Source organism: Phenylobacterium sp. (assembly GCF_031984885.1).
GTDB lineage: Bacteria > Pseudomonadota > Alphaproteobacteria > Caulobacterales > Caulobacteraceae > Phenylobacterium.
This window is the reverse complement of the sequence record NZ_DAMABV010000013.1, coordinates 1-22,856: the sequence shown is the minus strand read 5'-3', so window position 1 is coordinate 22,856 and position 22,856 is coordinate 1. Positions and strand designations below refer to the sequence as shown.

General features: G+C 69.3%; 22 protein-coding genes. 15 read left to right on the top strand and 7 right to left on the bottom strand.

All coding sequences use genetic code 11. The annotated features are described in order from the left end of the window. Window positions 1-119 precede the first annotated feature (119 nt). From RTL41_RS16715 to RTL41_RS16700, 4 genes are all read left to right on the top strand, one after another. Window positions 120-1,310: an N-acetylmuramoyl-L-alanine amidase gene (locus RTL41_RS16715; protein ID WP_312166212.1), complete on the top strand. Its 1,191-nt coding sequence runs from the start codon at window positions 120-122 to the stop codon at window positions 1,308-1,310. Between the two features lie 59 nt (window positions 1,311-1,369). Continuing rightward, window positions 1,370-3,793: a penicillin-binding protein 1A gene (locus RTL41_RS16710; RefSeq protein WP_312166276.1), complete on the top strand. Its 2,424-nt coding sequence runs from the start codon at window positions 1,370-1,372 to the stop codon at window positions 3,791-3,793. Between the two features lie 274 nt (window positions 3,794-4,067). Continuing rightward, a protein-coding gene (prfB, locus tag RTL41_RS16705) for a peptide chain release factor 2 (RefSeq protein WP_312166211.1) occupies window positions 4,068-5,190 on the top strand; the annotation gives its coding sequence in 2 pieces (ribosomal slippage) (window positions 4,068-4,136 and window positions 4,138-5,190; 1,122 coding nt in all). A 390-nt stretch (window positions 5,191-5,580) separates the two neighbouring features. After that, entirely contained in the window at window positions 5,581-6,288 is a 708-nt protein-coding gene (locus RTL41_RS16700; protein WP_312166210.1) for a 2-phosphosulfolactate phosphatase, read from the top strand. A gap of 30 nt (window positions 6,289-6,318) precedes the next feature. Here RTL41_RS16700 and RTL41_RS16695 read toward each other — a convergent pair whose 3' ends face one another. From RTL41_RS16695 to tyrS, 4 genes are all read right to left on the bottom strand, one after another. Further along, window positions 6,319-6,753 (bottom strand): polymer-forming cytoskeletal protein, encoded by a 435-nt coding sequence (locus tag RTL41_RS16695; protein WP_409418346.1) that lies wholly within the window; start codon window positions 6,751-6,753, stop codon window positions 6,319-6,321. Further along, window positions 6,734-7,897 (bottom strand): M23 family metallopeptidase, encoded by a 1,164-nt coding sequence (locus RTL41_RS16690; protein ID WP_312166209.1) that lies wholly within the window; start codon window positions 7,895-7,897, stop codon window positions 6,734-6,736. Before RTL41_RS16690 ends, RTL41_RS16695 begins: the two co-directional genes overlap by 20 nt. A gap of 293 nt (window positions 7,898-8,190) precedes the next feature. Next, a complete protein-coding gene (locus RTL41_RS16685; protein ID WP_312166208.1) occupies window positions 8,191-8,655 on the bottom strand; it encodes a peroxiredoxin in 465 nt (154 codons plus the stop codon). Between the two features lie 69 nt (window positions 8,656-8,724). Continuing rightward, complete coding sequence (tyrS, locus tag RTL41_RS16680; RefSeq protein ID WP_312166207.1) at window positions 8,725-10,035, bottom strand: tyrosine--tRNA ligase; 1,311 nt, start codon at window positions 10,033-10,035, stop codon at window positions 8,725-8,727. A 189-nt stretch (window positions 10,036-10,224) separates the two neighbouring features. Here tyrS and RTL41_RS16675 point away from each other — a divergent pair, with 189 nt between their 5' ends. Next, window positions 10,225-11,337 carry an anhydro-N-acetylmuramic acid kinase gene (locus tag RTL41_RS16675; protein ID WP_312166206.1) on the top strand — a complete coding sequence of 371 codons (1,113 nt, stop codon included), beginning with the start codon at window positions 10,225-10,227 and terminating at the stop codon, window positions 11,335-11,337. Between the two features lie 16 nt (window positions 11,338-11,353). Further along, entirely contained in the window at window positions 11,354-12,652 is a 1,299-nt protein-coding gene (locus RTL41_RS16670) for an amidohydrolase (RefSeq protein WP_312166205.1), read from the top strand. Window positions 12,653-12,712: 60 nt separating this feature from the next. On the opposite strand, the gene RTL41_RS16665 is transcribed toward RTL41_RS16670, so the two are convergent. Then, complete coding sequence (locus tag RTL41_RS16665; RefSeq protein WP_312166204.1) at window positions 12,713-13,363, bottom strand: alpha/beta hydrolase; 651 nt, start codon at window positions 13,361-13,363, stop codon at window positions 12,713-12,715. Between the two features lie 180 nt (window positions 13,364-13,543). Here RTL41_RS16665 and RTL41_RS16660 point away from each other — a divergent pair, with 180 nt between their 5' ends. From RTL41_RS16660 to RTL41_RS16620, 9 genes are read left to right on the top strand one after another with little or no spacing between them, the layout of a single operon-like run. Further along, window positions 13,544-13,990: an Rrf2 family transcriptional regulator gene (locus RTL41_RS16660; protein ID WP_312166203.1), complete on the top strand. Its 447-nt coding sequence runs from the start codon at window positions 13,544-13,546 to the stop codon at window positions 13,988-13,990. Beyond that, complete coding sequence (locus tag RTL41_RS16655) at window positions 13,987-15,120, top strand: cysteine desulfurase family protein (RefSeq protein WP_312166202.1); 1,134 nt, start codon at window positions 13,987-13,989, stop codon at window positions 15,118-15,120. Before RTL41_RS16660 ends, RTL41_RS16655 begins: the two co-directional genes overlap by 4 nt. Before the next feature lie 12 nt (window positions 15,121-15,132). Further along, on the top strand, window positions 15,133-16,602 hold the full coding sequence (gene sufB / locus RTL41_RS16650) for a Fe-S cluster assembly protein SufB (RefSeq protein ID WP_312166201.1): 1,470 nt from the start codon (window positions 15,133-15,135) through the stop codon (window positions 16,600-16,602). Between the two features lie 26 nt (window positions 16,603-16,628). After that, window positions 16,629-17,003 (top strand): hypothetical protein, encoded by a 375-nt coding sequence (locus RTL41_RS16645; RefSeq protein ID WP_312166200.1) that lies wholly within the window; start codon window positions 16,629-16,631, stop codon window positions 17,001-17,003. Then, window positions 17,003-17,749, top strand: coding sequence for a Fe-S cluster assembly ATPase SufC (gene sufC, locus RTL41_RS16640; RefSeq protein ID WP_312166199.1), 747 nt, complete (start codon window positions 17,003-17,005; stop codon window positions 17,747-17,749). The genes RTL41_RS16645 and sufC overlap by 1 nt, the downstream gene beginning before the upstream one ends. After that, window positions 17,746-18,777, top strand: a complete 1,032-nt coding sequence (gene sufD / locus RTL41_RS16635) for a Fe-S cluster assembly protein SufD (protein ID WP_312166198.1) — start codon at window positions 17,746-17,748, stop codon at window positions 18,775-18,777. Before sufC ends, sufD begins: the two co-directional genes overlap by 4 nt. 2 nt (window positions 18,778-18,779) lie before the next feature. Continuing rightward, window positions 18,780-19,994 (top strand): cysteine desulfurase, encoded by a 1,215-nt coding sequence (locus RTL41_RS16630; protein WP_312166197.1) that lies wholly within the window; start codon window positions 18,780-18,782, stop codon window positions 19,992-19,994. Between the two features lie 8 nt (window positions 19,995-20,002). After that, window positions 20,003-20,365: an SUF system Fe-S cluster assembly protein gene (locus RTL41_RS16625; RefSeq protein WP_312166196.1), complete on the top strand. Its 363-nt coding sequence runs from the start codon at window positions 20,003-20,005 to the stop codon at window positions 20,363-20,365. An 18-nt stretch (window positions 20,366-20,383) separates the two neighbouring features. Next, on the top strand, window positions 20,384-20,785 hold the full coding sequence (locus tag RTL41_RS16620; protein WP_312166195.1) for an iron-sulfur cluster assembly accessory protein: 402 nt from the start codon (window positions 20,384-20,386) through the stop codon (window positions 20,783-20,785). Window positions 20,786-20,797: 12 nt separating this feature from the next. Here the strand turns inward: RTL41_RS16620 and RTL41_RS16615 are convergent, their stop codons facing one another. Then, window positions 20,798-21,595, bottom strand: coding sequence for an enoyl-CoA hydratase/isomerase (locus tag RTL41_RS16615; protein ID WP_312166194.1), 798 nt, complete (start codon window positions 21,593-21,595; stop codon window positions 20,798-20,800). An 81-nt stretch (window positions 21,596-21,676) separates the two neighbouring features. Continuing rightward, window positions 21,677-22,732 carry a diguanylate cyclase gene (locus RTL41_RS16610; RefSeq protein ID WP_312166193.1) on the bottom strand — a complete coding sequence of 352 codons (1,056 nt, stop codon included), beginning with the start codon at window positions 22,730-22,732 and terminating at the stop codon, window positions 21,677-21,679. Window positions 22,733-22,856: the final 124 nt, after the last annotated feature.

The following is a 22,856-nucleotide window of genomic DNA, read 5'->3' as shown; positions in this document are numbered from 1 at the left end:
ACGAAAAGGAAAGCCGCCGTGCCGCGATGGGCTGGCGTAAGGAGACGGTTAACCGTTTGTCCACGCCGCCCGCGTCTATATGGGTAGGACTGTGCAAGAAGTGTAATGGGGCTGCGCGTATGGGCGGCGGGTTCAGGATCGGCGGACGAAGCGTGCTGGCGGCTGTCGGCGCGATGGTCTGTTGCCTGGCGATCGTCGCGGGCGCGCAGGCGGCCGGCGCCAAGGCCGACGTGCTCAAGGTTCGCCTGGGCGGCGACCGGGCCGAGACCCGCATCGTCATCGATCTCGACAAATCGGCCACCGGCAAGGTGACGTCGGACGGCCAGGGCGACCGCCGCGTGGTGCTGAACCTGCCGGGCGTGTCGGTGGACAGCGAGCTGCAGGGCGGCGGCCTTGGCCTGGTGAAGGCCTGGGTCGTCGACGACAGCGCCGGCGGCGCGCGGCTGCGCATCGACCTGGCGGCCGACGCGGTGATCAAGCGCCGCTTCCTGCTGCCGCCGGCCGACGGCGTCGCCAACTACCGCTATGTCATCGACCTGGCGGCCAAGGAGCCGTCGAGCGTGAAGGTCGCCGACAGCGACGGGCCGCGGTTCATTTCCGCGCCGGCCAAGTCGGTGAAGGCCGCGCTGCCGCTCAAGAAGGTCATCGTCATCGACGCCGGCCACGGGGGCAAGGACCCCGGCACCAAGGGCGCCGAGGGCGCCGAAAAGGACGTCACCCTGGCCGCGGCGCGCTCGCTGAAGAGCCAGCTCGAGAAGAGCGGCCGCTACAAGGTGGTGATGACCCGCGACGCCGACGTCTATGTCGACCATGCGGTGCGGGTGCAGATCGCCCGCCGGGCCGACGCCGACCTGTTCATCTCGCTGCACGCCGACTCGGGGACCGACCCGACCCTGCGCGGGGCCAGCGTCTACACCCTGGCCGACCGGGCGACGGCGCGCTCGGCCAAGTTCGTCAGCAAGGACGACTGGTTCATGCAGGCCGGCACCCACGGCGACCATGGGGTCTCGACCATCCTGCTGGACCTGACCCAGCGCATGACCCGCAACCGCTCGGCGACCTTCGCCGAGGTGCTGCTGAGCCGGGTCAGCGACCATCAGCCGCTGCTGCGCCGCAGCCATCGCGAGGCCGGGCTGGCCGTGCTGCTGGCCCCGGACGTGCCCGCGGTGCTGCTGGAAATGGGCTTCCTGACCAACGCCGCCGACGAGGCGGTGCTGCGCGATCCGGCCAAGCGCGGCCGGCTGATGGGCTCGGTCGCCGAGGCCATCGACGACTATTTCGGCCAGCCGACCAAGCTCGCCGCCAAGTGAGCGGCGCGCCAAGCCGACGCAGGGCCGTTGGCGCCCGGCGCGATGCACGCTAGACCAGCCTGAGCGGACGGGGAGCGCCCCCGCGGAGGTCGGTCAGTTTGAAGCCCCCCGAGAGATGGATCGCGGTCGCCGGCGTGACGGTGCTGAGCGCTATCGCGCTGGCCGGATTCGCCATCGCCATCTACGCCGCGTGGCTGTTCCACGACATGCCCGACGCCTCGGACCTGGCCGACTATCGGCCGCCGACGGCGACGCGCGCCTATGCCTGGGACGGGGTGCTGATCGGCGAGTTTTCGCGCGAGCGCCGCATTTACGTGCCGTACGACAACATGCCCCCGCGGCTGGCCCAGGCCTTCCTGGCGGCGGAAGACCGCAACTTCTTCAGCCACGGCGGCGTCGACGCCATGGGCCTGACCCGGGCCATGGTGAAGAACGTCATGAACGCGGTGAACGGGCGGCGGCTGGAGGGCGGCTCGACCATCACCCAGCAGGTGGCCAAGAACGTCCTGCTGACCAGCGACGCCACCGTCGGCCGCAAGCTGAAGGAAGCGATCCTGGCCGGGCGGCTGGAGCAGACGCTCAACAAGGAGCAGATCCTCGAACTCTATCTCAACGAGATCTGGCTGGGCTATCGCTCGTATGGCGTCGGCGCGGCCGCCTATAACTATTTCGGCAAGTCGATCACCGACCTGAGCCTGGCCGAATGCGCCTATCTGGCCTCGCTGCCCAAGGGCCCGGACAACTACCATCCGACCCGCCGTAAGGCGCAGGCCATGGCCCGCCGCAACTGGGTGCTGGACCAGATGGCCGAGCTGGGCTGGGTCAGCCGCGCCGAGGCCGAGGCGGCCAAGCGCGAGGACCTGAAGGTCCAGAAGGCCCCGACCCGGGCCAAGTACCGCGACGCCGACTTCTTCGTCGAGGAAGTGCGCCGCCGGGGCCTGGCGACCATGGGCGAGCGCCTCAACGAGGGCGGCTACTACATGCGCACCACCCTCGATCCGCAGTTGCAGACGGCCGCGCGGGTGGCGCTGATGAACGGCCTGGAGCAGTACGACCGCCGTCACGGCTGGCGCGGCGCCTGGGGACATGTCGACACCGCCGAGGGCTGGGAAGAGGTCGCCAAGCAGAAGAGCCCGCCGTCGGAACGCCGCGGCTGGCGCGCAGCGCTGATCACCGAGGCCTCGGGCGGCAATGTCCGCGTCCGGGTGACCGGGGACGGCGGCTCGGGCGCCATCGTGGCGCAGGACGTCGCCTGGGCGCGGGCCGGCAAGGGCCTGCGGTCGGGCGACCTGGTGTTCGTCGAGCCGGTCGAGAACGGCGGCGGTTTCCGGCTGCGGCAGATCCCGGCGGTCAACGGCGCGCTGGTGGCGATGGAGCCCTATTCCGGCCGGGTGCTGGCGATGGTCGGCGGCTACTCGTTCTCGCTGTCGAACTTCAACCGGGCGACCCAGGCGATGCGCCAGCCCGGCTCGGCCTTCAAGCCGATCGTCTACGCCGCGGCCCTGGAGAACGGCTACACGCCCTCGAGCGTGGTGATGGACTCGATGATCACGCTGAAGGGCGCCTCCGGCCAGACCTGGACGCCCGAGAACTACAACCGCCGCTATTACGGCGCCCTGACGCTGCGCAGGGGCCTGGAGCTGTCGCGCAACGCCATGACCGTGCGCCTGGCCCAGGGCGTGGGCATGAAGAAGATCAGCGACCTGGCCGTGAAGATGGGCGTGGTGAAGAGCATGGACAGGGTGCTGGCCATGGCGCTGGGAGCGGGGGAGACCACGCCGTTCAAGCTGACCGCGGCCTACGCCACCTTCGTCAACGGCGGCCGGCGGATCGAGCCGCACCTGATCGAGCTGGTCCAGGACCGCAACGGCGAGACCATCTTCCGGGCCGACAAGCGCGACTGCCCGCGCTGCGAGGCCGGCTTCAACGGCGACGAGAGCCCGCGCGTGGCGCCCGGCGGCGAGCAGGTCATGGACCCGATCACCGCCTACCAGGTGACATCGATGCTGCAGGGCGTGGTCCAGCGCGGCACGGCGACCTCGGCCTTGGTGCTGAACCGGCCGGTGGGCGGCAAGACCGGCACCACCAACGAGTACCGCAGCGCCTGGTTCGTCGGCTTCACGCCGCAGATCGTGGCCGGGGTGTTCGTCGGCTTCGACGACAACCGCAGCCTGGGCGAGGGCGAAACCGGCACCCAGGCGGCGGTGCCGATCTTCATCGAGTTCATGCAGGAAGCGACCAAGGGGCTGCCCAAGGACGAGTTCAAGGCGCCTGCGAACGCCAAGTTCGCGACCGTCCGCGGCATCCGCGAGGCGTTCCGGCCCGGGACGGAGCCGAAGGTGATCGTGGCGCCGGCGGAAGGCATGCCGATCGGCGGGCCCCAGCCCTACGACCAGGTCTGGCCGGACGGAAAGCTGACGACGCCGGCCCCGGCCGCCGCGCCGCCGCCGAAGAAGCAGGACGACATGAGCGGGCTGTACTGAGTTCCACGGAGCAGCACCTATGAACCCGTGTCCTGCGATCGTCATCCCCGGCCGCGTAGGCGCGCCGGGGATCCATACGCGCCTGGGATCGCCGGTAGACCACAGCGTCCATGGATGGCCGGGACCTGACGGCCCGGCGATGACGAACCATAGAGAAAATTCATATGCGATCGCCCTGCCCCAGAGGGGGAGCAATCAGGTCACCGCCATTGTAATGCGGGCCGGCGCGCGCTATCTGCCGCGGCCCCAGAACATTTCTGGTTCGGAGATTCCCATGAGAGTGGATGTCGAGGCCGCCAAGGCCGACATCGAGCAGTCGATCGAACTGCTCAGGAGGCGACTTTGACTGGGAACCGGCCCTAAGAAAGCTCGATGAGCTGAACGCCCGCGTCGAAGACCCGACCCTTTGGGACGATGCGGCGGCCGCCCAGGCGATCACGCGCGAACGCTCCAAGCTGGCCGCCTCGGTCGAGGCGGTGCAGTCGCTGGAACGCGACCTGGCCGACGCCGTCGGCTATGCCGAGATGGCCGACGAGGAGGGCGACGAAGCCACCCTCGATGAGGCCCGCGAACAGCTCAAGGCCATCAAGGAACGCGCCGCGCGCGCCGAGCTGGAAGCCCTGCTGTCGGGCGAGGCGGACGGCAACGACGCCTTCATGGAAATCAACTCCGGCGCCGGCGGCACCGAGTCCAACGACTGGGCCGGGATGCTGATGCGGATGTACACCCGCTGGGCCAGCGCCCACGGGATGAGCGTCGACTTCCTCGAAGAGACGTCCGGCGAACAGGCCGGCATCAAGTCGGTGACCCTGCAGATCAAGGGGCCGAACGCCTATGGCTGGCTGAAGAGCGAGGCCGGCGTGCACCGGCTGGTGCGCATCTCGCCGTTCGACGCGGCGGCCAAGCGGCACACCAGCTTCGCCTCGGTCTGGGTCTATCCGGTGGTCGACGACACCATCGAGATCGACATCAATCCTTCCGACGTGCGCACCGACACCTATCGGGCGTCCGGCGCCGGCGGCCAGCACATCAACAAGACCGACTCCGCGGTGCGCCTGACGCACGTTCCGACCGGCGTGGTGGTGGCCTGCCAGATGGGCCGCTCGCAGCACCAGAACCGCGAGGAGGCCTGGAAGATGCTGCGCGCCCGGCTCTACGAGCTGGAGCTGCAGAAGCGCGAGGCCGAGGCCCAGGCCATGAACGACCTGAAGACCGACATCGGCTGGGGCCACCAGATCAGGTCCTACGTCCTGCAGCCCTATCAGATGGTCAAGGACCTGCGGACCAACGTCGAAACCTCCGACACCCAAGGGGTGCTGGACGGCGACCTCGACGAGTTCATGGGCGCGGCCCTGGCGCAGCGCGTCGGAAGCACCCGCGAGGGCGCGGGGACGTAGGGATTTCTCTCCCCTTCATGGGGAGGTCGATGGCGTATGAATGTTCCTATGGCTCGTCATGGCCGGGCCGCCCGGCCATCCATGGACGCCGAGGTCCGCCGGCAATCCCAGGCGCGTATGGATCCCCGGCACGCCTACGCGGCCGGGGATGACGATCGGAGAAGGCGGGGCGATCGCATATGGCCTTGGCCCCGTTTTCCTCCCCTGCGTTAGCGGGGGAGGGGGACCGCCCGAAGGGGGGTGGAGGGGGCGAGCCGCAAGCTCATTGCCAGCCGCCGCCCCCTCCACCGCTTCGCGGTCCCCCTCCCCCATGAAGGGGGAGGAAAAGGGGCCAAGGCCACGTTTGCATTTGCGCCGGGAACGGCGTTCGATCGAAGACGGAGGCGCGCGATGCAGAAGGTCCATTGCGAGTGGGGGCTGAACGGGGTCGAGCTGTTCCGTGATCGCGTCGCGGTCGTGGTGGTCGTCGACGTGCTGTCGTTCTCGACGGCGGTGGACGTGGCGGTGCATCGCCAGGCGCGGATCCACCCGTTTCCCTATGGCGACGAGGACGCCGCCCGGCAGGAGGCCGAGCGGGTCGGCGCAAGGCTGGCGGCCAGCCGCAGGGCCGGCGGACAGCTCAGCCTGTCGCCCGCCAGCCTGATGAAGCTCAATCCGGGGGAGCGGCTGCTGTTGCCCTCGCCGAACGGCTCGCGGCTGTCGCTGGCCTGCGGACGGGCGAGCGTGCTGGCCGGCTGCCTGCGCAACGCCAACGCCGTGGCGGCCAAGGCGCTGGCCCTGGCCGAGGGACGCGACATCGCGGTGGTCCCGGCCGGCGAGCGCTGGTCCGACGGTTCCCTGCGCCCGGCCATCGAGGACCTGATCGGGGCGGGCGCGGTGATCGAGGCCCTGGGGTTCGACGGCGAGCCCGAGGCGGTGGTCGCGCGGCACGCCTTCCTGAGCGCGCGCCCGCACCTGGAGGCGACGCTGCGCACCTGTCGCTCAGGCGTGGAGCTGATCGAGCGCGAGCACGCGATGGACGTGGACATCGCCGCCGAGCTGAACGTCAGCCACTGTGCGCCGGTGCTGAAGAACGGGGCCTACGAGAACGCCGCGTAGGGCCGGGACGACCGGATCCGGCTTGAGCGTCTACGCGCTCTGGACTTCCGGTTCGGGCGCGGCCAGGGCGACCGGGGCGGGGCGCTGGAACTTCAGGCTGCGGCCCTGGAAGAAGGCGCCGGTCTCGACCGAGAGCTGCTCGTGGGTGATGTCGCCGTCGACATAGGCGGTGCCGTAGAGGCGCACCTGCTTGGCGGTCACCGTGCCGATGATGCGGCCGCGGATGTCGACGGTCTCGGCCTGGACCGACCCTTCGATATGGCCGGTGTCGCCCAGGGTCAGGCGGCCGACGCGGACGTCGCCGCGGATCACGCCGTCGACGTGCAGTTCGCCCTCGCCGACGATGCCGCCTTCGAGAGTGATGTCCTGGCTGACGAGGGAAGCCGGCTTGGGCGCCTTGCGATCGCCGGCCGCCGAGAGGGACGCGTCGGTGGTCTTTTCCGCCTTAGTCGCCTTGGAGAACATAATCGCCAGCCTTTACGAAACGCGACGGGTTCTGGGCCTTACCATTGACCCAGACCTCGTAGTGCAGGTGCGGCCCGGTGGACCGACCGGTGGAACCCATGCCGCCGATGCGGCTGCCGACGGTGACGCGCTCGCCCGGACGCACGCCGATGGCCTGGAGGTGGGCGTAGCGGGTCTTGAAGCCGCGGCCGTGGTCGATCTCGATGGTGTTGCCATAGCCCGAGCGGACGCCGGTGAACGACACCACGCCCGGCGCGGTGGCGTAGATCGGGGTGTTGGTCGCACCGGCGAAGTCGAGGCCCGAGTGGAAGGCCGGGCGGCGGGTGAAGGGGTCGAACCGCACGCCGTAGCTGCTGGTCTGGGCCGCGGCGGTGGTCGGGCGGGCGAAGGGCAGCCTGGCGGCCGCATCGACCAGGGCGCCGGCCTCGGAAAGGTTGGTCGCCGCATGCTGGATGCGTTCGGCGAAGGACTCGTCCACGTCGAGCACGGCGGCCAGGGCGCGCGGATCCTTGGCCTCGATCAGCGGGCCGCCGAGCGAGCCGCCCTTGGGCACGAAGGACGACGGCGTCAGGCCGGCCAGGCGGAAGGCCAGGCGCAGGCGGTCGGCGCGGGTCTTGGCGAAGTCGTCGGCGGCGTCGATCAGGCGCTCCTGGCCCGCGCGGACCAGCTCGATGCGGCGCAGGGGGCTGACCTCGGCCGAGGCGCTGGTGGCCCTGGCGATGGCGGGGGCGAGGGCGGCCTGGGCGCCGGGCTGGCCCTTGAACTCGGTCAGCAGCATGGCGAGCGCGGCGTGGCGGCTTTCGACGCTGGCGGCCAGGGCGCCGATGCCGCCTTCGGCCTGGTTGAGCTGCACCATGGCGCTGTTCAGGCGGGCCTCGCGGTCGGCGACGAGGCGCTCGGACTTGGCCTGCATCCGGGCCAGTTCCTGGTCGTGGCTGGACACCGCCATGGCGCCCACCATCATCGAGGCGGTGCTGACGCCCATCCAGAGCGCGCCGGCGGCGACGCCTCCGGCGATCGCCATCTGGCGGCCGGTCGTGAGCACGAAGGAACGCATTTCACCGCCGGAGCGGATGTAGAGGTGTCGCTCGGGAAACAGCTCTACAAGCGATCGGCGAAGGCGCGCGAAGCGTGTCATTCTCACCGTATCGGTTACGAACGCTGGGGAACGGCGCGATATGCAATGAGAATTGGCGCGCGCGCAAGCACCTTCGCACTGCAACGTGGGCGAGCCGAGCGGCGCGTCAGCATCGATGATCGTGGTTAACAAGGCCTGAACGGCCACGCTAGGTCACGAGAGAGAAGCGCGGCGACCCCAGGCTGGATAAAGGGACGGCGCGACAAATCTACAACAGCCGGCGTCGCCGACGGTTCCCGTCGATGGTGCGCCCTGGCGTCGCGGTGCGGCGAGCGGCCGCACCGCGCGGAGCTTGGCCGTCAAAGGGTTTGCGCGGCCTTCAGCACGTCGGCGGCGTGGCCGGGGACGCGGACCTTGCGCCAGATTCGCGCCAGCTTGCCGGTCGCGTCGATGAGGAAGGTCGAGCGCTCGACGCCCATGTACTTGCGGCCGTACATGTTCTTCTCGACCCAGGAACCATAGGCCTCGATCATCGCGCCCTCCGGGTCGGAGGCGAGAGGAACGGCGAGGTCGTATTTCGCCGTAAATTTCGCGTGACTGGCCAGGCTGTCCTTGGAAACTCCCAGCAGGGCGACGCCGGCCTTGGCGAATTCCGCCGCCAGGGCGCTGAATTCCTGGGCTTCCTTGGTGCAGCCCGAGGTGTCGTCCTTGGGATAGAAATAGACCACCAGCGGCTGGCCGGCGAAGTCGGACAGCTTCACCGGGCCGCTCGCGCCCTGCAGTTCGAAATCCGGCGCGGCGGCGCCTTGGGTCAGGTCGGACAATGCGGTTCTCCAGCGACGGGCGGCCGGGACGAGCCCGGCCATGACGAGCCCGGCCATGACGATCAGAGGTCAGACGGGCTTCACCAGGACGATCTTCTTCTTGCCGGCGGCGAGCTTGATCACGCCGTCGACGAGGTCGGCCTTGGTGATCGTGCGGCCGGCGTCGGCCTCGGCCTTGTCGTTGACCCGCAGGCCGCCGCCCTGGGCCAGGCGGCGGGCCTCGCCGCGCGAGCCCGCCAGACCGGCGTCGGCGGCCAGGGCGGCGAGCATGACGCCCGCTTCCAGCTCGGCGGCGTCGATCTCGTGGGTCGGCATGTCGCCGGACACCGAGCCGACCTCGAAGGCCACGCGGGCGGCCTCGGCGGCGGCGGCGGCGGCTTCCTCGCCGTGCAGCATGCGGGTGGCCTCGTTGGCCAGCACCTTCTTGGCCTCGTTGATGTCGGCGCCCTGCATCGCCTCGTAGCGGGCGATCTCGTCCATCGGCAGGTCGGTGAACAGGCGCATGAAGCGGCCGACGTCGGCGTCCTCGGTGTTGCGCCAGAACTGCCAGTAGTCGTAGGGGCTGCGCATGTCGGCGTTGAGCCAGACCGCGCCGCCGACGGTCTTGCCCATCTTCTGGCCCGAGGCGGTCGAGAGCAGCGGCGTGGTCAGGCCGAAGGACGGCTTGGCGTCGACGCGGCGGATCAGCTCCACCCCGTTGACGATGTTGCCCCACTGGTCCGAGCCGCCCATCTGCAGCACGCAGCCGTACTTGCGCTCCAGCTCCAGGAAGTCGACCGACTGCATGAGCATGTAGTTGAACTCGAGGAAGGTCATCGGCTGCTCGCGGTCGAGCCGGGCCTTGACGCTGTCGAAGGCCAGCATGCGGTTGACCGTGAAGTGGACCCCGTAGTCGCGCAGGAACTCGACGTAGCCGAACTTCGACAGCCACTCGTCGTTGTCGACCATGATCGCGTCGGCGGGCCCGTCGCCGAAGGTCAGGAAGCGCTGGAACGTCCCCTTGATGGTGGCGATGTTGCCCTGGATCTGCTCGTGGGTGAGCAGGGGGCGCTGGCCGTCCTTGTCGGTCGGGTCGCCGACCTTGGTGGTGCCCCCGCCCATCAGCACGATGGGCTTGTGGCCGGCCTGCTGCAGGCGGCGCAGCATCATGATCTGGATCATGTGGCCGACGTGCAGCGACGCGGCGGTGGCGTCGAAGCCGATGTAGGCGGTGATCGGGCCCTGGGCGGCGGCTTCGTCCAGCTCGACCGGGTGGGTGATCTGATGGATGTAGCCGCGCTCCTGCATGGTGCGCAGGAATTCGGACTTGAAGGGCTGGTCGGCGGACATGGGCTTTGACTCAAGATGTTGCGCTGGGCGCTCTAGCACTTCGGACGGCATCTGACAGGCTCCTATTGGGGGCCGGAGACCGTCTGTTCATCGTGGAGATGCGGGCGCCGACCGTTACGGGTGGCGCAAGGGATCGTTCCGCGCCTGCTTTCAGGGCAGGCGGTAATAGCGGCCGGCGAGGGGGGCGCGGATGATCATGAGCGCTAGCTACGGCGCGCGGAGCGTGGCAGTCAAGCTGGCATGCGTGTTCTGGGCTTCATGACCGGCACGTCCCTGGACGCCTGCGACATGGCGATCCTGGAGACGGACGGGGAAACGATCTTCGCGTTCGGGCCGGCCGGCGAGCGCAAGCTGAGCGAGGAGACCCGCTCGATCGCGCTGGAGGCGACGGCGGCGGCGCTGAACTGGCCGCGCGGCGCGCCCGAGCCCGATGTGTTCAAGGCCGCGGCCGAGGCGGTGGCCCGCGAGCACTTCGAGGCGGCCGAGGGGTTCCTGACGCGGAACGGCCTGACCTGGTCCGACATCGACCTGATGGGCATGCATGGCCAGACCGTGCTGCACGAGCGGCCGCAGGCGGGGCGCGTGGGCCGCACGGTGCAGCTTGGCGACGCCCAGTGGCTGGCCGACGCGGCGGGCGTGCCGGTGGCCTACGACTTCCGCACCGCCGACGTGGCGGCGGGCGGCGAGGGCGCGCCGCTGGCCCCGATCTACCACCTGGCGCGGGCCAGGAGCGCAGGCATGGCCGCGCCGCTGGCGGTGCTGAACGTCGGCGGGGTGGCCAATGTGACCTTCTGGTCGGGGGGCGAGGAGATCGCGGCCTTCGACACCGGCCCGGGCAACGGGATGATCGACCTCCTGATGCAGTCGCGCGGGGCGGGGCGCTTCGACGAGGGCGGCAAGTACGCCAGCGTCGGCCAGCCGGACGAGGGCGTGCTGCTGGGGCTGCTGGCGCATCCCTATTTCCAGGCGCCGCCGCCCAAGTCGCTGGACCGCTACGACTTCTCGCTGGAGCCGCTGGAGGCGCTGCGGCTGGAGGATGCGGCCGCGACGCTGGTGGCCTTCACCGCCGAGGCGCTGAAGCTGGGCTTCGGCGTGATGGGCGGCACGCCCACGGAGCTGATCGTCTGCGGCGGCGGCCGCCACAATCCCGTGCTGATGCAGGCGTTCGCCGAGCGGCTGGCGGTCCCGGTGACCAGGGCCGAAGACCATGGCTGGCGCGGCGACTCGATCGAGGCCGAGGCCTTCGCCTATCTGGCGGCGCGCACCGTGCGCGGCCTGCCGATCTCTTTTCCCAGGACAACCGGCGTCAGCGCGCCGATGACCGGCGGGCGCATCGCCCGCCCGAACCGCTAGAATTGTAGGAGCGAGCATGTCGAAACGGGTTTGGCTGGCGGGCGTCGCCGCGGCGGTGGCGATGACGGGGACGGCGTCGGCTCAGGAAGCTCCGGCGGCCAAGCCCTATGACGCGGCGGTGTTCGCCAAGGCCGCGGCCCTGCAGCCCAAGGTGGTCGCCTGGCGGCGGGATTTCCACGAGCATCCCGAGCTGTCCAACAGCGAGGTCCGCACCGCCAAGATCGTCGCCGACCACCTGCGCAAGCTGGGCTTCGAGGTGCGGACCGGTGTCGGCAAGACCGGGGTGGTGGGGATCCTGAAGGGCGCCAAGCCGGGCAAGGTCGTCGCCCTGCGCGCCGACATGGACGCCCTGCCGGTGGCCGAGCAGACCGGCCTGCCGTTCGCTTCTAAGGCCACGGGCCAGTATCTCGGCCAGACGGTGCCGGTGATGCACGCCTGCGGCCACGACAGCCACGTGGCGATCCTGATGGGAACCGCCGAGATCCTGGCCGGCATGAAGGACCAGATCGAAGGCACGGTGGTCTTCATCTTCCAGCCGGCCGAGGAAGGCCCGCCCCCGGGCGAGGAGGGCGGCGCCCAACTGATGGTCAAGGAAGGCGTGCTGACCAGCCCCAAGGTCGACGCGATCTTCGGCCTGCACGCGTTCCCCGGCCCGGTGGGCATGCTGGTCTGGCGGCCCGGCCCGATGATGGCCGCCTCCGACCGCTTCGAGATCCACCTGAAGGGCAAGCAGGCGCACGGTTCGATGCCCTGGCAGGGGATCGACATGTCGTCGCTGACCGCCGACATCGTGACGGCCTTCAACCAGATCACCTCGCGCCAGATCAACGTCTCCAAGACCCCGACGGTGCTGACCATCGCCACCCTGCAGGGCGGCATGCGCTACAACATCATCCCCGAGACCATGGCGATGACCGGGACGCTGCGGACCTTCGATCCGGGCATGCGCACCGACGTGATGGCGCGGGCCGACAAGGCGGTGGCCTCGATCACCGAGCGCTATGGCGCCAGCGGCAAGATCGACTGGGGCCAGCCCAACCCGGTGACCGACAACAACCGCGCGCTCTCGGCGCAGATGAAGCCGACCCTGGCCCGCGCGGCCCAGGGCCAGGTGGCCGACGACATCGACTACATCATGGGGGCCGAGGACTTCTCCTACTTCCAGAAGGAGATCCCCGGGTTCTTCTATCACCTGGGCGTCGGCGACCCGAAGGGCGGCAACCACTCGCCGTTCTTCGACGTCGACGAGAAGGCGATGGAGACCGGCGTGCGGGCGCAGGCGCTGCTGGCGCTGGACTATCTGGCGGCGAAGTAGGCAAAGAAAAAGGCCGGGGCGTGAGCCTCGGCCCTTGATCTTCTTGCGCTCGCGGCCCGATCAGATCGGGTCGGCTTCGATGCGTTTGTCGAGATAAGCGCCGACGCGCTTTTCGACTTCCGGCAGGTGCTCGGCCCAGAAGTGCGAGGCGCCTTCGACGACCTCGTGGTCGATGACGATGCCCTTCTGGGTGCGCAGCTTGGAGACCACGCGCTCGACCTCGATCGGCGGGACGACGGTGTCGGCGCCGCCGTGCAGGATCAGGCCCGAGGCCGGGCAGGGGGCCAGGAAGCTGAAATCGTACATGTTGGTCGGCGGCGAGACGCTGATGAAGCCGTCGGTCTCGGGCCGGCGCATCAGCAGTTGCATGCCGATCCAGGCGCCGAACGAGTAGCCGGCGACCCAGCATTGCGAGGCGGCCGGGTTGGTCGCCTGCAGCCAGTCGAGCGCGGTGGCCGCATCGGCCAGTTCGCCGATGCCTGAGTCGAACTCGCCCTGGCTGCGGCCGACGCCGCGGAAATTGAAGCGCAGGGTCGAAAAGCCGCGCTTCATGAACAGGTGGAAGAGCTGCACCGCCACCGGGTGGTTCATCTGCCCGCCAGCCTTGGGGTGCGGGTGCAGGATCAGCGCGATCGGCGCCGTCGGGCTCTTGCCCTGGGTGTAGCGACCCTCGATCCGCCCGGCCGCGCCGGTCAGAACCACTTCTGGCATGCCATTCCTCTCGTCAGGCGCGACGTCCAAATACTTGACTAACGCGCTCGGTCTTCCTAGATCGCGACCGTCGGCCGGTTCCGGCGACAAGCCCCGTACAAGCCGGGGCCTGTAACATACGGGCCGCGCCAAATGCTCGAAAAAAAGCAATCGGGCTGCTGAGAGCTTTCAAGGAGCGATATGCGCCTTTCGACCAAGGGACGTTATGCGGTGATGGCCATGGCCGACCTCGCGCGCCGTCAGGCCGCGTTGGCGGAGGGCGATCGCGCCGTGACCCTGGCCGAAATCGCCGCGCGGCAACAGATTTCGCTCTCCTACCTGGAACAGCTTTTCGCGCGCCTGCGCCGCCGCGGCCTGGTCAAGAGCCTGCGCGGGCCGGGCGGCGGCTATCGGCTGGCCAGGAGCGCCGACGAAACCAACATCGCCGACATCGTCCTGGCCGTGGACGAACCCCTGCGCGCCACCCGCTGCGGCATGCAGGGCAAGGGCTGCATGCTGAAGGGCGAGCGCTGCATCACCCATGACCTCTGGGAGGACATGGGCCGGCACCTGCACACCTATCTGGCCTCGGTCAGCCTGGCCGACCTGGTGAACGGCCGTTTCGCGCCCCATGAGGCGGCCGCATGAGCGGGGTCTATCTGGATTACAACGCCACCGCGCCGGTGCGGCCGCAGGCCGCCGAGGCGGTGGCGCGCGCCTTTGCGATCGGCGGCAACCCCTCGTCCGTGCACGCCAGCGGCCGGGCCGCGCGGGCCATCGTCGAGGAGGCCAGGAACGCCGTCGCCGCCCTGATCGGCGGCCCGGCCTCGACCGTGGTGTTCACCTCGGGCGGCACCGAAGCCAACGCCCTGGCCATCGACAGCGCCGTGGCGACGGGATCCAAGCGCCTGATCGTCAGCGCCATCGAGCATGACAGCGTGCTGGAGACCGCCAAGGCCGGCGGCGCGGCGGTGGAATACCTGCCGGTGAGCGCGGGCGGGGTCGCCGACCTGGCGTGGCTGGCCGAGCGGCTGGCGCGCTGGGATGCGGCGGACGGACGCCCGTTCGTGGCGCTGATGCACGCCAACAACGAGACCGGCGTCATCCAGCCGATCCGCGAGGCCTCCGAGATCGTGCGCGCCGCCGAGGGCTGGCTGCACGTCGACGCCATCCAGAGCGCCGGCAAGATCATGACCGACAGCCGCGCCCTGGGCGCGGACACCCTGGTCGCCTCGGCCCACAAGCTGGGCGGGCCGCAGGGCGTCGGCGCGCTGACCTTCGGGCCGCGCGCGACCCTGGTGCGCCGCCAGCATGGCGGCGGGCAGGAGCGTGGCCGCAGGGCCGGCACCGAGAACGTCGCCGGGATCGCCGGCTTCGGCGCCGCGGCCCTGGCCGCGCTGCGCGACCGCGAGATCGACGCCGGCTGGCGCGACGCGGCGGCGCAGCGCCTGAAGGCGGCCGGGGCGGTGGTGATCGGCGAAGCCTCGCCGCGGCTGCCCGGCACGCTGTGCGTGGCGACCCCGGACTGGGGTTCGGAGCTGCAGGTCATGGCCCTGGACCTGGCCGGGATCATGGTCAGCGCCGGCTCGGCCTGTTCGTCGGGCAAGGTGAAGGCCAGCCACGTGCTGACCGCCATGGGCCTGACCGACCTGGCCGGCTGCGCGATCCGCGTGTCCGGCGGCTGGGCCACCACGCAGGAAGACTGGGCGGCGTTCGTCGCCGCCTGGGAGCAAGTTCATTCCCGTCACGCCGCGCGTCACCGCGCGCCGGCGGCGTGAGGAGGTAAGAGTATGGCCGCCGTCAAGCAGACCGTCGAACACGTCGAAAGCCTGGAGAAGTACAAGCACGGCTTCGTCACCGAGATCGACCAGGAGTTCGCGCCCAAGGGGCTGTCGGCCGACATCGTGCGCTTCATCTCGGCCAAGAAGGACGAGCCGGAGTGGATGCTGCAATGGCGGCTGGACGCCTTCGAGCGCTGGCTGGCCATGGACGAGCCGAACTGGGCCAAGGTCGACTTCCCGCCGATCGACTACCAGGACGCCTATTACTACGCCGCGCCCAAGGGCAAGGACGGGCCCAAGAGCCTGGACGAGGTCGATCCCGACATCCTGGCGACCTATGCGAAGCTGGGCATCCCGCTGCGCGAGCAGGAAGTGCTGGCCGGGGTGCAGGGCGCGCCGCGCTATGCCGTCGATGCGGTGTTCGACAGCGTCTCGGTGGTGACCACCTTCAAGAAGGAGCTGGCCGAGGCCGGGGTGATCTTCTGCTCGATGAGCGAGGCGATCCGCGAGCACCCGGAGCTGGTGAAGAAGTACCTGGGCTCGGTGGTGCCGGTGTCGGACAACTACTACGCCTGCCTGAACGCGGCGGTGTTCTCGGACGGCAGCTTCGTCTACGTGCCGCCCGGCGTGCGCTGCCCGATGGAGCTGTCGACCTATTTCCGCATCAATGCCGAGAACAGCGGGCAGTTCGAACGCACCCTGATCATCGCCGACGCGGGCGCCTACGTCTCGTACCTGGAAGGCTGCACCGCGCCGATGCGCGACGAGAACCAACTGCACGCCGCCGTGGTCGAGCTGGTCGTGCTGGACGACGCCGAGATCAAGTACTCGACGGTCCAGAACTGGTATCCGGGCGATCCGGAGACCGGGAAGGGCGGCATCTACAACTTCGTCACCAAGCGCGCCGACTGCCGGGGCGAGCGCTCGAAGGTGTCCTGGACCCAGGTCGAGACCGGTTCGGCGATCACCTGGAAGTATCCGTCCTGCGTGCTGCGGGGGAACGGGAGCGTGGGCGAGTTCTACTCCATCGCGATCACCAACGGGCGCCAGCAGGCCGACACCGGCACCAAGATGATCCACCTGGGCGCGGGCACCCGCTCGCGGATCATTTCCAAGGGCATCAGCGCCGGGAAGTCGTCCAACACCTATCGCGGCCTGGTCTCGGCCCATCCCAAGGCCAAGGGCGCGCGCAACTTCACCCAATGCGACAGCCTGCTGATCGGCAAGACCTGCGCGGCCCATACCGTGCCCTATGTCGAGGCGCGCAACGGCAGTTGCGTGTTCGAGCACGAGGCGACCACGACCAAGCTGTCGGAAGACCAGTTGTTCTACGCGATGCAGCGGGGCCTTTCGCAGGAAGAGGCCGTCCAACTGCTGGTCAACGGCTTCGTCAAGGACGTGCTGCAGGAGCTGCCCATGGAATTCGCCGTGGAAGCCCAGAAGCTCGTCGCCATCTCCCTGGAGGGCTCCGTCGGATGACCCTCGCAAACGCAGAGACCCGCCATATGTCCCTTCGCCGCGCCTTCGAAGCCGAGCACGCCCGCCGCGACGCGGCCCGCCATGCCCGCGAAGAGGCCGAGCGTCGGCAGCAGCAGGAAGACCTGGCGCGGGCCGAGCAACTGTACAACGCGCTGGCCGAGGACGAGGGCTTCCTGCGCGAAAAGGGCCTGACCCTGGCGCTGCGCCGCTACACGGTCAGCCTCAACCACGACGACTACCTGATCGACGCCTATTTCGAAGCGGGGACCGCCAGCGTCCGCGCCGCGGACAAGCGCACCGCCACCACCGCGACCGCCGCGCCGCGCAAGCAGCAGACCGTCAGCACGGTCGAAGAAGCGCTGGAAGTGATGGCCCAATACCTGGCCGACGAGACCAACTGATGCTTTCGATTTCCAACCTGCGCGCCGAAGTCGACGGCAACGAGATCCTCAAGGGCCTGTCGCTGGACGTCCCGGCCGGCGAGGTGCACGCAATCATGGGCCCGAACGGGGCCGGCAAGTCGACCCTGTCCTACGTGCTCACCGGCCGCGACGGCTATGAGGTCACCGGCGGGACCGCGACGCTGAACGGCGAGGACCTGCTGAGCCTGGATCCGGCCGAGCGCGCCGCCAAGGGCATGTTCCTGTCCTTCCAGTATCCGCTGGAGATTCCCGGGGTCCCGGCCCTGACCTTCATCCGCACCGCCATGAACGCCCAGCGCAAGGCGCGCGGCGAGCCGGAGGTCAGCGCGCCGGAGTTCCTGAAGCTGGCCAAGGCGACGGCCGCGTCGCTGAAGATCGACTTCGACATGCTCAAGCGGGCGCTGAACGTCGGCTTCTCGGGCGGTGAGAAGAAGCGGATGGAAATCTTTCAAATGGCGATGCTTTCGCCTCGCTTCCTGATCCTCGATGAGACCGATTCCGGGCTCGATATCGACGCCCTGAAGATCGTCTCCGACGGGGTCAACGCCATGCGCGCGCCTGACCGCGCCATGCTGGTGATCACCCACTATCAGCGGCTGCTGGACTACATCAAACCCGACCGCGTGCACGTGCTGTCGGCGGGCCGGATCGTCGCGTCCGGCGGGCCGGAGCTGGCGCTCGAGCTGGAGCGCGAAGGCTACGACAAGTACGCGAGGGCCGCGTGAGCGTCGCGCAGGCCATCACCTCCGGCGACGCCAGCCTGCTGCCGAGCCGGCGGGACGAGGACTGGCGCTGGACCGACCTGCGCGGGCTGATCCGCCAGATGCCGGCCGCCTCGCCCGAGGGCCGCCCCTGGGCCTGGGAAAGCCCGCTGGCGGGCCAGGCCGCGGTGGAGGTCGCCGTGGTCAACGGCCGCGGCTCCACCGACCTGGAGGTCGCGGCCGGCGAAGAGAGGTTCGTGGCCTGGCGGTTCCTGTCCACGGCCGAGGCCGGCGCGCACAACGCCGAGCTCTGGGTGTCGGTGGGCGAGGGCGCGAAGCTGACCCTGGTCGAGAGCTATGAGGGCGCGGCCGGCGGCTACCTGGCCAACACCATGGTCAACATCAAGCTGGCCAAGGGCGCGAAGGTCGAACGCGTGGTGTTCGCGGCCGATCATGCCGAGGGCGTGTCGGTGGTGGACGCCAGCGTCGAGCTGGCGGCGGACGCCGCCTACGCCCAGACGGTCCTGACCCATGGCGCGCGCCGCCAGCGGATCGAGACGAAGGTCGCCCATCCGGGCGCCCATGCGCAGTTGCGGCTGGACGGCGCCTATCTGCTGGAAGGCCAGCACAACGCCGACCTGACCACCGTGGTCGAGCACCAGGGCGTCGACGGGACCACCACCCAGCTCACCAAGGGCGTGGTGCGCGACCAGTCGCGCGGCGTGTTCCAGGGCCGCATCGTCGTCGCCGAGGGCGCCGACCGCACCGACGCGCGCATGGGCCACCACGCGCTGATCCTGTCCGACAAGGCCGAGATCGACGCCCGGCCCGAACTGCTGATCTTCGCCGACGACGTCCAGTGCGCGCACGGCAATACGGTCGGGGCGCTGGACGAGGACGCGCTGTTCTACGCCGAGCAGCGGGGCATGCCCGAAGACCTGGCGCGGGCGCTGCTGACCGCCGCCTTCGTCGGTGAGGTGATCGACCGCATCGAGCACGCGGCCGTGCGCGAGGCCGCGCAGGCCTGGGCCGACCAGCGGCTGGAGGTCTGAGCATGGCCTTTGACGTCGAAGCCGTGCGGGCGCAGTTCCCGATCCTGCAGCGTCAGGTGAACGGCAAGCCGCTGGTCTATCTCGACAGCGCCGCCTCGGCCCAGAAGCCGCGGGCGGTGATCGAGGCCATGACCGCGGTGATGGAGGGCTCGTACTCCAACGTCCACCGCGGCCTGCACACCCTGGCCAACGAGACGACCGACGCCTACGAGGCGGCGCGCAAGTCGGTGGCGAGGTTCATCAACGCCGGCGAGCACGAGATCGTCTTCACCAAGGGCGGGACCGAGGCGATCAACCTGGTCGCGTCCGGGATCGGGGCGGGGCTGGCCGCCGGCGACGAGATCCTGCTGACCGTGATGGAGCATCACGCCAACATCGTCCCCTGGCACTTCCTGCGCGAGCGCAAGGGCGTGGTGCTGAAGTTCATTCCGGTGCTGGACGACGGGGCCCTGGACCTGGCGGCGATCCCCGACCTGCTGACGCCGCGGACCAAGGTCGTGGCGCTGACCCAGATGTCCAACGTGCTGGGCACGGTCAATCCGGTCGCCGAAATCGCCCGCATGGCCCATGCGGCGGGCGCCCAGGTGCTGGTCGACGGCTGTCAGGGCGTGGTCCACCTGGAGGTGGACGTGAAGGCGCTGGACGTCGATTTCTACGTCTTCTCCAGCCACAAGCTCTACGGCCCCACCGGGATCGGCGTGCTCTATGGCAAGGCGCAGGCGCTGGCCGCGCTGCCGCCGTACCAGGGCGGCGGCGAGATGATCGGCGAGGTGCGGCTGGAGGCCATCACCTATGCCGACCCGCCGCACCGGTTCGAGGCCGGCACGCCGCCGATCATCGAGGCGATCGGCCTGGGCGCGGCCATCGAATGGCTGAACACCATCGACCGCAAGGCCGCGGCCGAGCACGAGGCGCGGCTCTATGCGCGCGTCCGCGAGGGGTTGAAGGGCTACAACTGGCTGCGGGTGATCGGCGAAGCGCCGGGGAAGGGCGCGATCATGGCCTTCACGGTCGACGGCGCCCACGCCCACGACGTGGCCCAGATCCTCGACCGCTATGGCGTGGCCGTGCGGGCCGGAACCCACTGCGCCGAACCGCTGATGCGGCGTTTCGGCCTGACCGCGAGCGCCAGAGCTTCCTTCGCCCTATATAATACGGAAGGGGAGGCCGACGCATTCGTCGACGCGCTGACCCGCACCCAGGCCTTTTTCGCTTGAGTTTGAACATGGATGACGCCGCCGCCATCGAGCCGACCGCGACCACGCCGCTTTCGCAAGCCGAGCTGGACGCGCTGACCGATCAGCTCATCGAGAAACTGAAGACGGTGTTCGACCCCGAGATCCCGGTCGACATCTATGAACTGGGCCTGATCTACAAGGTCGACGTCTCCGACGACAAGGACGTGGCGATCGACATGACGCTGACCGCGCCGGGCTGCCCGGTGGCCGGCGACATGCCCGGCTGGGTGCAGGACGCGGTGCGCGAAATCCCGGGCATCCGCAATGTCAGCGTCGAGCTGGTGTTCGACCCGCCGTGGGATCCTTCGCGGATGTCGGACGAGGCCAAGCTTCAACTCAACATGTTCTGACCCCATATGGAGGGGAGCATGAGCGATCTGAACCTGACACCCGCGCCTCGGGCGCGCCGTCCCCGGCCGAAGGTCGTCACCCTGACCGACGCGGCCGCCGAGCGCGTGCGCGAGATCATGGCCAAGGCCGAGAGGCCCTATGCCGGCCTGCGGGTCGGGGTGAAGAACAGCGGCTGCGCGGGCCAGGAGTACGTGCTGGAATATGCCGAGGACGCCGACCCGCTGGACGAGGTGGTCGAGGACAAGGGCGTCAGGATCCTGATCGAGCCCAAGGCGGTGCTGTTCCTGGTCGGCACCGAGATCGACTACGTGACCACCAAGCTCTCGTCGAAATTCCAGTTCCGCAATCCGAACGAGACCGACGCCTGCGGCTGCGGCGAAAGCGTCACCATCGAGCCGGCCAAGGCCGCCGACGCCTGATCCGCGCCGGCCTCAGCGTCCCTTGAACTCGGCGGGACGCTTCTGGAGGAAGGCGAGGACGCCCTCGCGGCTGTCCTCGGTGCGGCCGGCGGACTTCTGAGCCATGCGCTCGGCGTGGAGCTGGGCGGCCCATTCCTGGTCCAGGCTCTCCCAGACCAGCTTGCGGATGGCGCCCAGGGCCTTGGGGCCGGTGGCCAGGGCCTTGGCCAGTTCCAGGGCGACGGGCATCAACTGGTCGTCGGCGACGCAGCGATTGACCAGGCCCCATTCGAGGGCGGTCCTGGCCGGGACCTTGTCGCCCAGCAGCGCCATCTCCATCGCCCGCGCCTTGCCGATCAGCCGCGGCAGCAGATAGGTCGAGCCGCCGTCCGGCACCAGGCCGATGCGGCGGAAGGCCTGCAGGAAATAGGCGCTCTCGGCCGCGACGATGATGTCGCCCATCAGGGCCAGCGAACAGCCGACCCCGGCGGCGACGCCGTTCACCGCGGTCACGATCGGGACCGGATAGTCGCGCAGCGAGGTGACGAAGGGGTTGTAGACGGCTTCCAGCGAGGCGCCGGCGTCGGGGCCCTCCGGATCGGGCGTCTCGGGGGCCGGGCCGCGTCCGGAGAGGTTGGCGCCCGAACAGAAGCCGCGCCCCTCGCCGGTGAGGACCACGCAGCGGACCGAGGCGTCGGCCTTCATGGCGTCGAACGCCTGCTTCAGCTCGTCCATCAGGTCGAGGCCGGCGGCGTTGAGGGTGGAGGGATCGGCCAGGGTGATCACGCCGACGCCGGCGTCCACCGAGGTCTTGATCTTCGAATAGCTCATGGCGTCCTCCCTCAAGGTCCTGGCGGAACTTAAAGGCGGATGTCGCCGCGTCAGGCTAGGGGAAAATCACCGGCCGGCCGCTCAGGCGGCGGCGGCGGTCTTCTCGGCGCTGGTGACGCGATTGCGGCCCGAGCGCTTGGAAACATAGAGGGCGCTGTCGGCGCGCTCCATGAGGCCATGGGCGGTTTCGCCCTTGCGCAGCTCGGCCAGGCCCGCCGAGACGGTGATCGCGCCCAGGTCGTCGTTGGTGGAGCGGCGCTTGAGCATGCGGGAGGAGACTTCCTCGCGGATCTCCTCGAGCACGCCGACGGCCAGTTCGGCGCTTTCGCGCGGGAAGATCAGGGCGAACTCCTCGCCGCCGTAGCGGGCGGCGAAGCGCGGCGGGGCGCCGACGCGGCCGATGACGCTGGCCACGTAGCGGATGACCTGGTCGCCGGTCTGGTGGCCCCAGGTGTCGTTGAACGACTTGAAGTGGTCGATGTCGATGACCGCGAGGGTCAGGCTCTGGGACTGCTCGTCGGCGTCGGCGCAGGCGCGCTCCAGTTCCTCGTCGAAGGCCTTGCGGTTGGCGAGGTTGGTCAGGCCGTCGGTGGTGGCTTCGCGCCGGACCTGTTCGAGGTGCTCGCGCAGCTTGGTGACCTGGGCGGTGGACTCGCTCAGCCGGCGCTCGAGGGACTTGTTCTCGCGCTGGACGCGCTTGGTGGCGCCCACCAGGGTCTCGACGGTGGCCTGGAGGTCGAGGGCGTCGCCCGCGGCGGTGAGGGACTTGGAGGCGTCCGCCAGGGTCTGGCTGTAGGCCTCGCTCGACTTCTGCGCGGATTCGATGGCGCGGCTGACGGAGTCCAGTTCCTTGGTCAGGGCGTCGCCGGCGTCGCGGATGTGATCGTTCAGCTTGGCCTTGGGCAGGTAGGTGGCGGCCAGTTCGTCGGCGACGGTGTCGGTGAACGCCTCGCCCGAGGAGAGCATGCGGGCGATCTCGCGGCCCAGCGCGCTGTCCGGCGCGGCGATGAAATGGGTCCAGAGCTCGAAGTTCACTGCCGTCGGCCAGACCTTGTGCGCCTCCATGGCGTCCATGGTCTGCCTGGCCAAGGCATAGGCGCCCGGACCTCGCAGCTTGGTTTCGATATCGCCCGACATTCTGTCTTCCCCGAAATCCCAAAGGGTGTTGCGAATTTTTCGCAGCAACCTCCTGTCCCGTGGCGAAGACTAGGCGATATCGACATTCAGGATTCTCACGATGTGAGATGTCTGATTCATAGGG

Excerpts from the sequence above, each read along its gene's own strand:
- RTL41_RS16645 (WP_312166200.1), top strand. The coding sequence starts at position 16,629 with ATGTCCCTTCGCCGCGCCTTCGAAGCCGAGCACGCCCGCCGCGACGCG.
- sufB (WP_312166201.1), top strand. The coding sequence starts at position 15,133 with ATGGCCGCCGTCAAGCAGACCGTCGAACACGTCGAAAGCCTGGAGAAG.
- RTL41_RS16715 (WP_312166212.1), top strand. The coding sequence starts at position 120 with ATGGGCGGCGGGTTCAGGATCGGCGGACGAAGCGTGCTGGCGGCTGTC.
- RTL41_RS16695 (WP_409418346.1), bottom strand. The coding sequence starts at position 6,753 with ATGTTCTCCAAGGCGACTAAGGCGGAAAAGACCACCGACGCGTCCCTC.
- RTL41_RS16660 (WP_312166203.1), top strand. The coding sequence starts at position 13,544 with ATGCGCCTTTCGACCAAGGGACGTTATGCGGTGATGGCCATGGCCGAC.
- RTL41_RS16615 (WP_312166194.1), bottom strand. The coding sequence starts at position 21,595 with ATGAGCTATTCGAAGATCAAGACCTCGGTGGACGCCGGCGTCGGCGTG.
- RTL41_RS16665 (WP_312166204.1), bottom strand. The coding sequence starts at position 13,363 with ATGCCAGAAGTGGTTCTGACCGGCGCGGCCGGGCGGATCGAGGGTCGC.
- RTL41_RS16655 (WP_312166202.1), top strand. The coding sequence starts at position 13,987 with ATGAGCGGGGTCTATCTGGATTACAACGCCACCGCGCCGGTGCGGCCG.
- RTL41_RS16610 (WP_312166193.1), bottom strand. The coding sequence starts at position 22,732 with ATGTCGGGCGATATCGAAACCAAGCTGCGAGGTCCGGGCGCCTATGCC.
- sufC (WP_312166199.1), top strand. The coding sequence starts at position 17,003 with ATGCTTTCGATTTCCAACCTGCGCGCCGAAGTCGACGGCAACGAGATC.
- RTL41_RS16625 (WP_312166196.1), top strand. The coding sequence starts at position 20,003 with ATGGATGACGCCGCCGCCATCGAGCCGACCGCGACCACGCCGCTTTCG.
- RTL41_RS16700 (WP_312166210.1), top strand. The coding sequence starts at position 5,581 with ATGCAGAAGGTCCATTGCGAGTGGGGGCTGAACGGGGTCGAGCTGTTC.
- RTL41_RS16675 (WP_312166206.1), top strand. The coding sequence starts at position 10,225 with ATGCGTGTTCTGGGCTTCATGACCGGCACGTCCCTGGACGCCTGCGAC.
- RTL41_RS16620 (WP_312166195.1), top strand. The coding sequence starts at position 20,384 with ATGAGCGATCTGAACCTGACACCCGCGCCTCGGGCGCGCCGTCCCCGG.
- RTL41_RS16630 (WP_312166197.1), top strand. The coding sequence starts at position 18,780 with ATGGCCTTTGACGTCGAAGCCGTGCGGGCGCAGTTCCCGATCCTGCAG.
- RTL41_RS16670 (WP_312166205.1), top strand. The coding sequence starts at position 11,354 with ATGTCGAAACGGGTTTGGCTGGCGGGCGTCGCCGCGGCGGTGGCGATG.
- tyrS (WP_312166207.1), bottom strand. The coding sequence starts at position 10,035 with ATGCCGTCCGAAGTGCTAGAGCGCCCAGCGCAACATCTTGAGTCAAAG.